This window comes from Mesorhizobium sp. B2-4-19, from assembly GCF_006441315.1.
Classification (GTDB): domain Bacteria; phylum Pseudomonadota; class Alphaproteobacteria; order Rhizobiales; family Rhizobiaceae; genus Mesorhizobium.
This window is the reverse complement of the sequence record NZ_VFUV01000001.1, coordinates 109,403-121,342: the sequence shown is the minus strand read 5'-3', so window position 1 is coordinate 121,342 and position 11,940 is coordinate 109,403. Positions and strand designations below refer to the sequence as shown.

Here is an 11,940-nt window from a genome sequence, read left to right as displayed (position 1 = left end):
CTTGTTCTCAAGAGTTGGTCGGGTCATCCCTTGCTTGGGATCCACCAGCCGCGGCCGCGCGCCGTGGTGACATATTCCGGCCAGCGGAAGTTGATCGGCGGTTCGTAGTCGCAGAGCGGCGCGATCCAGTTTGTGCCGCCAATTCCGCCGCCTGTGCGGGTGACGAACTCGTCCATCGCCGCATCGCGGGCTTTTCCGTCCTCGAGCAGGCGCAGCGCCGCCAGCGCGACCGTCCTGGCCGCACAGGCAATCATTGGATCGATCGTCGCTGAAATGCCGCCCAGCGCATTCATCACCCAGGAGGGATAGGCATGGCCGTTGGCCGAACGCAGCGCCGGACGAGCGACGTAAAAGCGTGCGGTCGGCGCGTGCCAGCTCATGTCGGTGTAGTCGTCGGAGGTCGAATTCAGCTGCGAAGGCGGCAGGTCGCGGCGCAGGATCGCTTCCGCCTCCTGCGGTGCGATCAGCCGCTCCAGCTCGTCGATGAACGGGTTCTCGGTCGCGGGACCTCCGGCATTGACCTGGATTTCGCGCCCGATCGCCCTGGCGGTCTCGTCCCAGCGTGGCGGCCCGACCGTCGACAGCGCTTCATAGGCAATCTCGGCCATGGCGTGATTGGCCAGCCCGGGCCGCGACTTCGATACCCAGTGGCGCTCATAACGGCAGCCCCCGATCGCCGCCGCCGCCGCGGCATTGCGGTCGAGCACGGCGGTGACCTGCTCGGCCATACGAAGCGTCGGCACGCGGATCATGTACTGGATCTCGGCCAGCCCCGCCGGCAGATTGTCGGCGGTCGCCTGGCCCGCAGTCAGGATCGCCTCGCTGATCGACCAGCCCCCCTGATGCGGTAGCATGGAGTCGCGCAGCGCCTTGGACGCCATGTACATCGTCATCAGCGCGTCGTTGGCGCCCGGCGCGCGAACCGCCGAATGCGCCTGCGGGATCGGTGCGCCATCGCCTGCGCGAACCCAGTTTTCGGGTTCGTCGCAAACGAAGCGGTAGATCACGGCGTAGGCTGCCCCACAATGCGTGTCCCAGCGCGCGGTGTTGCAGAGCGGCAGCATGTAGAAGGGATGGAAGGAGATCATGCCGGCAAGGCCGTCATAATAACCCTTGGCCGCATGGATAGGTTTCGAGCCGCGCACCTTTTCGGCCGGCTCGCCGGTAAAGCGCAACGTGCCTGGAATGCCGTGGTGCTGCATTGCCGCCTTGGTGGCCAGCAGGCCGCCGAGGCTTGCCATGCCGAGCCCCGAATGCGGGTCGGTGTGGCCGCCGGCCTCGACGCCAAGGCCGGGCCGCGGCTGCTTGACCGTGACCGCGTCCTGGCAGTTGCCGGGAACCGCGTCATATTCGGCATACAGGCCGATCGTCGGCCCGGCGCCATTCGTCCAGTGGGCGCAGAAGGCGGTCGGCATGCCGCCGGAACCTTCCTCGACGGCAAAGCCTTCCCGCTTCAGTCGCTCCACATACCACGCGGCGGACTGATACTCGCGCCAGGCGGTCTCGCCGAAATCGAAGATGGTGCGCGTCCACGCCGACAGCAGCGGCTGGATGCCGTCGAGGCAGGCAAGGGCGGTCTCTTGCGCCGATGTCGTCACCGGTTTGTCCATGCATCAAAGAAAGCAGTGAAGCGGCTCGTCAAAAAGTGATATGTTTTCCCGGTTCATGCAAATTCGGTTCACCTCTTGAGAATTCCATCCACGCAGGCGCTGCGCGCCCTCGACAGTTTCGCCCGCCACGGCAGCGTCTGGCGTGCCGCCGACGAACTGCACCTCACTCGCAGTGCGGTGAGCCACCAGCTGCGGCTTTTGGAACGCGATCTCGGCTTCGATCTGCTGCAGCGCATCGGCAAGGGGGTGGCGCTGACGCCGCGTGGCCAGCGCTACGCAGCCGATGTCAGGAAGGCGCTGACTGTGCTCGGCGACGCGGGAGCGCAGACGAACGGCGCCGGCGTCGGCGGCTCCTTTGCCATCTCCTGTCCGCCCGGCTTCGCCTCCATGTTCCTGTGCACCCATATCGGCGAGTTCCAGCAGATGTATCCTGACGTGGCGCTCTCGGTGCTGACGCCGCGCCGGCTCGATGACGTCTCGAATCCGGACGCCGACGCCTTCATCGCCTTTGGCGTCGGCAACTGGCCGAACCGGGTGGTGGAGCTGCTCTGCGAAGTCCACTTCACGCCGCTCTGCAGCCCGACATTGCTCAACAAGGTCGGCGGCTTTTCCAAACCGGCGGACGTCCTGCGCGCCAACCTGCTGCATCTCTCCGACACCGAGGATTGGGCGCGCTGGCTGGCGCTGTCCAAGGTGGAAAACCCGGATACCGAAGGCGGTATCTTCTTTTCCGACATGAACCTCGTCTTCTCGGCGGCGGTCGCCGGTCAGGGAATTGCCATGGGCGACGAGCTGACCGGCCGCCGGGCGCTGAGCGAAGGCCGGCTGGTCAAGCCATTTGAAGCGTCAGTGCCCTCGCCACGCTCCTATTTCCTGGTTTTCGAGCACGCCAAGGCCGGCCATCCCGTGCTCAACGCCTTCAGCGACTGGCTCAGGGCGAAGCTGTCGGAGAGCCGACTCTGATCTGTCCCTCTCAAGGGACCCCTGATGCGGAGATTTAGTGTGTCCCGACTGCCAGACGTGAATCAAATTTGCCGATCAGGCGAAAACTATTCGGTTGCGGTGAGCCGCCAGCCTGCCTACGATTTCACCTGGGACTGAGGAAGAGGCAGGATGCAGCAACCCGGCCGGGCCGCAGAGATCAAGGCAATTGGAATCGGCAAGAGCTTCGGCTCGTTCCGTGCGTTGGACAATCTGTCGCTCAATATCGGCCGCGGCGAGTTCCTGACGCTGCTCGGCCCTTCCGGTTCGGGCAAGACCACGTTCCTGATGATCCTGGCCGGCTTCGTGCAGCCGACAGAAGGCAAGCTTTTCAGCGACGACACCGACATCACCGACCGCCCGGCCGAGCAGCGCGCCGCCGGCATGGTGTTCCAGGGCTACGCGCTGTTCCCGCATATGAGCGTCGAGGCCAACATCGCCTTCCCGCTCAAGGTGCGCAAGAAATCGGCCGCAGACATCAAGAAGCGGGTCGGCGAGATGATCGAGCGCGTCGGCTTGGTCGGCCATGAGAAGAAACTGCCCTCGCAGCTCTCCGGTGGCCAGCAGCAGCGTGTCGCGCTGGCCCGCGCACTGGTGTTCGAGCCGGGGGTGCTTCTGCTCGACGAGCCGTTCTCGGCGCTGGACAAAAGCTTGCGCGGCCAGATGCAGGCCGAGATGAAGCGCCTGCACCAGGAAACCGGCACCACTTTCGTCTTCGTCACCCACGACCAGAGCGAAGCCTTGGCGCTGTCTTCGCGCGTCGCCATCTTCAACCATGGCAAATTGCTGCAGGTCGGCGCGCCGGACGAAGTCTACGACCGGCCGGACAACCGCTTCGTCGCCGAATTCCTCGGCGAGATCAACATGCTGCCGCTGAAGGGGGTCAAGCCTGCCGACAATGGCTCGACAGGCCTTTGCGAAGACCGCGCGGTCAACATGCACTGCAAGGCCGAGAAGGTCCGTGGCGACGCCATCCTGGCGATCCGGCCCGAGCATATGTCGATCGCCCGCGAAGCGGCCGCCGGCGAAAACGGCATCGCGGCGACCGCGATTGCCTCGACTTATCTGGGGGCGGCGACCAAGCTCGATCTGACCACGCGCCAAGGCGCGAAGGTGACCGTCTCGGTGCCGAACGAGGTTGCCGCCGCGGCACTGAGCAAAGGCAATTCCGTCTGGCTGACCTGGCCGGCGGAAAAGGGTTTCCTCCTTCCGGACGGAGGACGATGAGCACCGGCGCGGCCTGATCCGCCGCACCGGCTTCCGGATTGAAATCAACGAAAAACAAAGGGGAACTGACATGAACGACACCAAGAAACACGCCATCGAAACGCTGTCCGAAAGGACCAGACGCGGCGAGATCTCGCGCCGGCAGTTCACGCAGCTGGCAGCCCTTGTGCTCGCCGGCACGCCGATGCTGCTGCGCTCGACCGGAGCCTTTGCCGCGGCCAAGGAACTGGTGCTGGTCAATTGGGGTGGCGACGCCATCACCGCCTATGATGCGGCCTATGGCCAGGCTTTCACCAAGGACACCGGCATCACCGTCAAGATGGACGGCTCCGGCCCGACCGAAGGCGCCATTTCGGCGCAGTTCAAGAGCGGCGCGCCGACCTGGGACCTGGTCGACGTCGATCCGTTCTCGGCAATCACCCTCGGCGCCCAGGGTGCGCTCGAGCCGATCGACTACAACATCGTCGACAAGAAGAAGATGCGCCCTGGCTTCGGCTGGGAATATGCCGCCTCGACCTATTTCTTCTCCTATGTCATCGCCTATGATTCCGAGAAATACGGCAGCAATGCCCCAACCGGCATGGCCGATTTCTTCGACGTGAAGAAGTTCCCCGGCAAGCGCTCGCTCTACAAATGGGGCGTGTCGAGCTGGGAAGCGGCGCTTTTGGCCGACGGCATCGCGCCGGCTTCGCTCTACCCGCTCGACCTCAAGCGGGCGCATGACAAGATCGCAGCCTTCAAGGAAAACGTCGTCGCCTACTGGGGTGGCGGCGCCGAGAGCCAGAGCGTGCTGCTCAACGGCGAAGCCTCGATGGCCATCGTCTGGTCGACCCGCGCGTCGCTGATCGAGCAGGATTCCGGCGGCAAGATCAAGTTCATCTGGGACCAGGGCCTGATCTCGCCCGGCGCGCTGGCCGTGCTCAAGAACAATCCCGGCGGCAAGGACGCGGCGATGAAGTTCATCGCCAGCGCGCAGGATCCGCAAAAGCAGCTCGTCATGTTCGACAAGCTCGGCCAGGGCCCGGCCAACCCTGCGGCCGACGCGCTGATCCCCGCCGACAAGAAGCGCATCAACCCCGTCGATCCCGAAAACATGAAGAAGCAGATCGCGCTCGACATGGACTGGTACGCCAAGAATTACGGCGCGGCGCTCGACGAATACACCAAGATCATCTCCGCCTGATCGGCAGCGATGATCTGAGATGAGAGGCGTTCTCTCCGACAGGATGGGCGCGGCGCTGTTGATGGCGCCGCTGCTCCTGTTTCTCGTCCTGGCCTATGCCTGGCCGTTTCTCGGCGTGGTGAAGTGGAGCTTTGCCCTGCCGACGCCGGGGCTTGGCCAGTATGATGCCTTGCTTACCGACGATCTGGTGCAGTCGGTGTTCATCCGCACGCTGCGCATCGCGGCGATCGTCACGGTTGTGTCGGTCGCTGCCGCCTACGCCATCACGGTCGTCTGGGTGCGCGGCAGCCCGGCGCAGCGCCTCATCGCCGAATTCTGCATCCTGGTCCCGTTCTGGATCTCTGTGCTGACGCGCGCCTTCGGCTGGGTGGCGCTTCTGTCCAATCGCGGCCTGATCAACACCTGGCTGCAGTCGATCGGCTTCATTTCCGAACCGCTGACCCTGGTGCGCAACGAATTCGGCGTCGTCGTCGGCATGACGCATTTCCTCATTCCCTTCGCGGTCTTTCCGCTGGCGTCCGCCATGCGCAGCCTCGACGACCGCGTGCTGCTTGCGGCGCGTGGGCTTGGCTCCAGCCGCGCGCGCACCTTCTGGACGGTGTTCGTGCCGATGACACGCTCCGGCATCATCGGTTCGGCGCTGATCGTGTTCGTCTTCTCGCTCGGCTTCTTCGTCACGCCTGCGATCCTCGGCGGCGGCCGCAGCGTGATGATCGCCGAACTGATCTATCTCAGGATCTTCCAGAGCCCGGACTGGGGGCTGGGAGCTGCGATCAGCGTCGTGCTGGTGGTGTTCGTCGGCGCGCTGATGGGGCTGCTGTTCCGCTATGTCAGACCGAAGCAGTTGATCTGATGCCGACCTACCGCCCCGGACCCATCTCGCTGATCCTCGCCGCCCTGGTGGCGCTGTTCCTGCTGATGCCGCTGCTTGCGGTCATCCCGGTGTCGCTGACGCCGAGCCGCATGCTGGCGATGCCGACGGGCGAACTATCGCTGCGCCACTATCGCTCGCTGATCGAGGATCCTCGCTGGCTCCAGTCGATCCTGTTGTCGATCCGCATCGGTATCGTCAGCAGCGCGATTTCCACGGTGCTGGCGCTTTGCTTCAGCCTCGGTGTCTGGATGTTCCAGCCGCGCTTTACCGCAGCACTGGTCGGTTTCGTGCTGCTGCCGATGGTTGTGCCGCCGGTGGTCTCGGCGATCACGCTCTACTTCCTGCTGACCTCGATCTCCGGCTTCAGCTCGTTCTTCGGCTATGACACCTGGCTCGGCGTCGCCATGGCGCATTCGGTGATGACGGTGCCTTTCGCCACGGTGCTGATCCTGGTCTCGCTCAGTCAGCTCGACCGCCGCATCGACCTTGCCGCGCGCGGCCTTGGCGCAACTGTCTGGGAGCGCGCCACCCGCATCATCATGCCCAACATCAAGTTCGGCATCATTACCGCAGCGCTTTTGTCCTTCGTACTGTCCTGGGAAGAAATCGGCGTCACCCTGTTCATCACCTCGGTCAACGCCATCACGCTGCCCCGCCTGATGTGGATGGGCCTGCGCGACAACATCGACCCGGCGATCGCGGCCCTTTCGGTGATCCTGATCATCATCACGGTGCTGGTTCTGGCGGTGCGCAGTGTGATCACCAGGCAGCGTCCCGGGCACTAGACAAACCGCACCGAGGCGCGGCCGAATCTGGGCCCGTCTCCTCGACTTCATTCACGCTCGGGCAACATGCCGGCTGAGCCGATAGGCTCTCCAAGGTTGCTCGGCATGGCAATCTGTTCATAACAGAGTCGTATTCTCGAGATCATCGGCGTCCATCATCGCGCCGAGGCGAATCATGCGATATGGCGCAGGCTTGACGAGCGGGTAAGCTGCGCGTGAATTTGCCAGTATGACGAACCGCTTGCACAAGGCATAACAGGCGAGGGGGGACGATAAATGACCGCGCCCGGCGATTTGCTGCAGGCACTTTTTCTAAGGCTCAAAAGCGATAAGGCGCTGTCGGCGCTGCTTGGTGGCGCCGGGCTGCTCGAACGGGCGACGGAAAATGCCGCTTTCCCCTACGTGACTTTTGGTCAGACCACCGCCTTCGACTGGGACACCGGCGCCGAGAACGACGACGATCAGTTGATTACGCTGCATGTCTGGTCGAAAGCCCATGGTAACGACGAAACCCTTGCCATCATGGCCGCCATCAAGGCCCGCCTTGCCAACGCCGCACTGGTGGTCGGCCGGCGCGGCAAGACGCGGCTGTCGCTTGAATTCACCGAGGCCCGTTACGACGAGGATCTCCTCGTGCATCACGGGTTGCTGCGGTTTCGCGCACTGACGCAGGAAAATGCCTGATACGCTTTCAATCCGGCCGAAACGGAGTCTAGACTGGCGTCCGCGGGATTTCGTCGCGTCGGGGCGTCGAAATCACGGTTGGTCGTTTCGCGTTCATGAGATGTAGCGGGCATGGTTTTCGCATCGATCACCGTTCATTTCACGTTCAGCACCGATGCGTTACAACGCCGACCATGAAAACGCTTCGCTCCCACTTTCGAACCGCGACCCTGGCGCTCTGTGCCGCCGGGCTGTTGGCGTCGCAGGCGACGGCGATGCCGCTGATCGCGCCCGACCAGTCCAGCCCGATCGTCCTGGCCGCATCCGACTGCTACGCGATCGGCCAGCAGGTGGCCGAGCAGAATGGCGGGACGCTGGCCAAGGCCTCGCAGTCGACACGCGGTGGCCAGCCGGTCTGCGTCATCGTCGTGCTGGTGCCTGGCAAGGACGGGCAGCGTCCGCGCCGTTCCGAAATCGTCGTTCCGCAGAACTGACCCACCCGTTTCCCAGGCCGCCGGAATCGGCCTATATCTGAACAAGTCCTTCGAAAGGTATCGATCTCCGCATGCGCGTACTCGTCGTCGAGGATGACAAGGATCTCAACCGGCAGATAGCGGACGCGCTGGTCGACGCCGGCTATGTCGTCGACCGTGCCTTCGACGGCGAGGAAGGCCATTTCCTCGGCGACACCGAACCCTACGACGCCGTCGTGCTCGATATCGGCCTGCCGCAGATGGACGGCATCAGCGTGGTCGAACGTTGGCGCCGCGGCGGCCGCAAGATGCCGGTGCTGATCCTGACCGCGCGCGACCGCTGGAGCGACAAGGTCTCCGGCATCGATGCCGGCGCCGACGACTATGTCACCAAGCCGTTCCACATCGAGGAAGTGCTGGCGCGGCTCAGGGCGCTGATCCGCCGCGCCGCCGGCCATGCCTCATCGGAACTCACCTGCGGGCCGCTACGCCTCGATACCAAGGCCTCGAAAGCCGATGTCGGCGGCGTGCCGCTGAAGCTGACCTCGCACGAATTCCGCCTGCTTGCCTATCTGATGCACCATATGGGCGAGGTGGTCTCGCGCACCGAACTGGTCGAGCATCTCTACGACCAGGATTTCGACCGCGATTCCAACACCATCGAGGTGTTTGTCGGACGGCTGCGCAGGAAGATGGGCATCGACATGATCGAAACCGTGCGTGGCATGGGCTACCGCATGCGCGAGCCGGAGGCGTAACTCGGAACCGCTCAAACCAACCGCAGGGGCGCCGCTTTCGCTGCGTTTGTGGCCGCGTTCGCTGACGTTCCGCGTGATCGCCTTTTCCACTGTGTGGGCGATCCTGACCCTTGTCGTCATTTTCACCCTGATCACCACGCTCTACCGTCAGGCCAGCGAGCGCGGCTTCGACAGCCTGCTTTCGGCGCATCTGTTCAACCTGATCGGGTCCATCGGCATTTCCGACACGGGTGCGCTCACCGGCGCCCCGGACCTTGGCGACCTCCGTTTCTCCGAGCCGAATTCCGGTTGGTATTGGTCGGTCGAGCCGGCCTCGGAGGGCGTGCATGGTGATCTTCATTCGTCGTCGATGACGAGCAAGATTCCGTCGCCAAGTGTCGCCGAGGTGCCCTTCAATGCCAGCTTCCAGCGTAGCTATTCGGCCAAAGGCATAGACGGCGAGCAGCTCGAAGTGTTCGAGAGCGAATTCGTGCTCGATGCCAAGAACCGCGCCGCACGTTTTCGCGTGATGGGCAACCAGAGCGAACTCGAACAGGAGATCGCCACCTTCCAGCGCCGCCTGCTGACCTATCTCAGCCTCTTCGGCGTCGGCATGATCGCCATCAACGCCATTGCCATCCTGCTCGGCCTGCAGCCGCTGCGCCGGGTGCGCAACGCCCTTGCCATGGTGCGCGAAGGCACCGCGCAGCGGCTCGACGGCCGCTTCCCTGCCGAGATCGAGCCGTTAGCCAACGAAACCAACGCCTTGATCGAAAACAACAAACGCATCGTAGAGCGCTCGCGGACCCAGGTCGGCAATCTCGCCCATTCGCTGAAGACGCCGCTTGCGGTGCTGCTCAACGAGGGCCGGGCGCTTGGCGGCGCCAAGGGACAATTGATCGCCGAGCAGGCCGCCTCGATGCAGAAGCAGGTCGACCATTATTTGCAGCGCGCCCGCGTCGCGGCGCAGCGCGACAGCGTCGTCTACCGTACGCCGGTGGCGCCGCTGGTGCAGCGCATGGTGCGGGTCTTGCAGAAGCTCAATCCGCAGACCAGCCTGTCGCTGTCGCTACCGGCCACCGAGATCGTCTTTGCCGGGGAGCGCGAGGACCTCGAGGAACTGCTGGGCAATCTGCTCGAAAATGCGATGAAATGGGCAAAAAGCGCGGTCTCGGTCACGGTGGCACCCCTGGCCGGCAAGGACGACAATCTTTTCGAGATCAGCATCGACGACGACGGTCCCGGCATTCCCGAGGACAAGGCGCGCGACGCGCTGAAGCGTGGAAGGCGCCTGGACGAGACGAAACCGGGAACAGGTCTTGGTCTTGCCATTGTCGCCGACCTCGTCAACGAGTATGGAGGCGTTCTCGCGCTCGAACGGTCCGGCCTGGGTGGATTGAAGGCAGTGGTGCGCTTGCGGAGCCTTCAGTGACGCTTTCCCGAACCAACCGACAGCGATGGAAGGCGTTTGTTATGGCGGCATATCGATTGATCCCGGAGCAAATGCCGATTGCTCTCGAACTTGCTGGCAGCGGCCAAATTTCCGACAAATATCAATACTATGGCCACGCCTACTTCTCCGATGACGCGGCCCCCGGCGCATCCATGGCAGGCTCCAACTCAAGAAAACCGGTTGTTGGCATGAAGATTCGCGTCGCGCTTGTTTCCGCATTGCTGGCCGTCTCCGGCTGCACCACCTTGAACGGCAAAGGTCCCACCGTGACGCCGACACCGGCCTCGACGCCTCCGACAAGCGGTAAGGTCACCAAGTCGATAATTTCGGCAATGGACGGCGGCCTCATCGGCGGCTCGATCGGCAATGGCCTCAGCGACGCCGAGAAGCGCAGCGCGCTCGAGGCCGAATACAAGGCGCTCGAATATACGACGAGCGGCCAGAAGGTGGCGTGGAAGGGCGATCAGGCTTCGCACTATGGCGAGGTGGTTCCGGCCCAGCCCTATCGCGTCGGTTCGCAGGACTGCCGCCAGTACACGCAGACGGTGTTCACCGGCGGCGCCGGGGTGACGGCGCGCGGAACCGCTTGCCGCAATGCCGACGGCAGCTGGACGCCGCTGACCTGACAGCTCGCATGTCGCCCAAAGTGCGCAGCGGTTTTGGGACAACGACATGCACAAACAAAGACCGGACCGGCTCCGGTTGGAATCCGGCCGGTTGATGTCGATCAAGGACGTCAGGCGCGCTGACCGTCAAAGCGTCGCAGGATGCCTGTGTTGGCAGGGCAGGGCTCTGTCGTTATTGGAAGAACCATGCTATTCTGGGTCATAGCCGCGACACTGACGCTCGGCGCGAGCCTGGCGGTACTGCTGCCGCTGGCCGCGGGATCCGAGGACGCGTCGTCGAGTGGCGATCACGATCTGGAAGTTTATCGCGACCAATTGTCCGAGCTTGACCGCGACGCCGGGCGCGGCTTGATCCAGCCGGCGGAAGCAGCCGAGGCACGCGCTGAAATCGCGCGCCGCATTCTGCGCCTCGACAATGCCGATACGGCCGTCAAGGCATCGGCCCGGCAGGCCTCGGTCATGGCGCGGCTTGTCGCAACCGTGGCCGTGCTGGCGGTGCCATTGGTCAGCTGGGGTGTTTACAGCCAGATCGGCTCGCCTGACTTGCCGGCGCAGCCGCTCAGCCAACGGCTGGCCAAGAACCCGGCCGACAGTTCGGTCGACGAATTGGTTGCACGGGCCGAGGCCCACCTTGCCGCCAACCCGTCCGACGGCAGGGGATGGGACGTGCTGGCCCCGGTCTATTTGCGCATGCAGCGCTTCTCCGATGCGGTCGCCGCGTACCGCAATGCCATCCGCCTCGACGGCGACAGTGCTGTTCGCCAGGCCGGCCTCGGCGAGGCAATCGCCGGTGCCGCGGGCGGCATCGTTTCCGCCGATGCCCAGGATGCCTTCGAGGCGGCGCTGAAGCTGGATCCCGCCAATGCAAAAGCCAGCTTCTACCTAGCCATGGCCTTGGCGCAGGAGGGACGCAACAAGGAAGCCGCGACGGCCTGGCAGGCGATGCTGGGCACTTTGCCGCCGGATTCGCCTTGGCGCAGTGCCGTCGAGCAGGCACTGGCAAAATCCGCCAGCTCCGAAGTCGCTTCCGGCGCGGCCGCGAAAGGCCCCGATGCCGCGGATATCGACGCCGCGTCTTCCCTGTCGCCGCAGGATCGCGAAGCCATGATCAACACCATGGTCGCCGGCCTCGACGAAAAACTGCGGCAAAATCCGCGCGACCCGGAAGGATGGATGCGGCTCGTTCGTTCCTATGTCGTGCTGGGCAAGGCCGATCAGGCGCGCGAGGCGCTCGGTCGCGCCATTGCCGTCTTTGGCCCGGGCAGCGACGAAGCCAAGAAATTCACCGCCCTTGCCGCTTCGCTCGGCCTGACGGCGACGGAGTAGAA

General features: G+C 64.1%; 12 protein-coding genes. 11 read left to right on the top strand and 1 reads right to left on the bottom strand.

Annotated features, from left to right (window positions below; all coding sequences use genetic code 11):
- Window positions 1-23: 23 nt before the first annotated feature.
- Window positions 24-1,610, bottom strand: coding sequence for an amidohydrolase (locus FJ546_RS00580; RefSeq protein WP_181167763.1), 1,587 nt, complete (start codon window positions 1,608-1,610; stop codon window positions 24-26).
- Window positions 1,611-1,685: 75 nt separating this feature from the next.
- Here FJ546_RS00580 and FJ546_RS00575 point away from each other — a divergent pair, with 75 nt between their 5' ends.
- The 11 genes from FJ546_RS00575 (at window position 1,686) to ccmI (ending at window position 11,938) form a co-directional block, all read left to right on the top strand.
- Window positions 1,686-2,573 carry a LysR substrate-binding domain-containing protein gene (locus FJ546_RS00575; RefSeq protein WP_140887277.1) on the top strand — a complete coding sequence of 296 codons (888 nt, stop codon included), beginning with the start codon at window positions 1,686-1,688 and terminating at the stop codon, window positions 2,571-2,573.
- A 150-nt stretch (window positions 2,574-2,723) separates the two neighbouring features.
- Window positions 2,724-3,818 carry an ABC transporter ATP-binding protein gene (locus FJ546_RS00570; RefSeq protein ID WP_140887276.1) on the top strand — a complete coding sequence of 365 codons (1,095 nt, stop codon included), beginning with the start codon at window positions 2,724-2,726 and terminating at the stop codon, window positions 3,816-3,818.
- A 70-nt stretch (window positions 3,819-3,888) separates the two neighbouring features.
- Window positions 3,889-5,001: an ABC transporter substrate-binding protein gene (locus FJ546_RS00565; protein ID WP_140887274.1), complete on the top strand. Its 1,113-nt coding sequence runs from the start codon at window positions 3,889-3,891 to the stop codon at window positions 4,999-5,001.
- 19 nt (window positions 5,002-5,020) lie between these two features.
- Complete coding sequence (locus tag FJ546_RS00560) at window positions 5,021-5,854, top strand: ABC transporter permease (RefSeq protein WP_140887273.1); 834 nt, start codon at window positions 5,021-5,023, stop codon at window positions 5,852-5,854.
- Window positions 5,854-6,660 (top strand): ABC transporter permease, encoded by an 807-nt coding sequence (locus tag FJ546_RS00555; RefSeq protein ID WP_140887271.1) that lies wholly within the window; start codon window positions 5,854-5,856, stop codon window positions 6,658-6,660. Before FJ546_RS00560 ends, FJ546_RS00555 begins: the two co-directional genes overlap by 1 nt.
- 276 nt (window positions 6,661-6,936) lie before the next feature.
- The gene (locus FJ546_RS00550; RefSeq protein ID WP_140887269.1) at window positions 6,937-7,344 is read left to right on the top strand and encodes a DUF3168 domain-containing protein; all 408 of its coding nucleotides are present in this window, start codon (window positions 6,937-6,939) and stop codon (window positions 7,342-7,344) included.
- 173 nt (window positions 7,345-7,517) lie between these two features.
- Complete coding sequence (locus FJ546_RS00545; RefSeq protein ID WP_140887268.1) at window positions 7,518-7,817, top strand: hypothetical protein; 300 nt, start codon at window positions 7,518-7,520, stop codon at window positions 7,815-7,817.
- A gap of 71 nt (window positions 7,818-7,888) precedes the next feature.
- Window positions 7,889-8,554, top strand: a complete 666-nt coding sequence (locus tag FJ546_RS00540; RefSeq protein WP_140887266.1) for a response regulator transcription factor — start codon at window positions 7,889-7,891, stop codon at window positions 8,552-8,554.
- Window positions 8,555-8,594: 40 nt separating this feature from the next.
- The gene (locus tag FJ546_RS00535) at window positions 8,595-9,965 is read left to right on the top strand and encodes an ATP-binding protein (protein ID WP_181167797.1); all 1,371 of its coding nucleotides are present in this window, start codon (window positions 8,595-8,597) and stop codon (window positions 9,963-9,965) included.
- Window positions 9,966-10,174: 209 nt separating this feature from the next.
- The gene (locus FJ546_RS00530; RefSeq protein WP_140887262.1) at window positions 10,175-10,612 is read left to right on the top strand and encodes a hypothetical protein; all 438 of its coding nucleotides are present in this window, start codon (window positions 10,175-10,177) and stop codon (window positions 10,610-10,612) included.
- Window positions 10,613-10,798: 186 nt separating this feature from the next.
- Complete coding sequence (gene ccmI / locus FJ546_RS00525; protein ID WP_140887261.1) at window positions 10,799-11,938, top strand: c-type cytochrome biogenesis protein CcmI; 1,140 nt, start codon at window positions 10,799-10,801, stop codon at window positions 11,936-11,938.
- The last annotated feature ends 2 nt before the right edge of the window (window positions 11,939-11,940 follow it).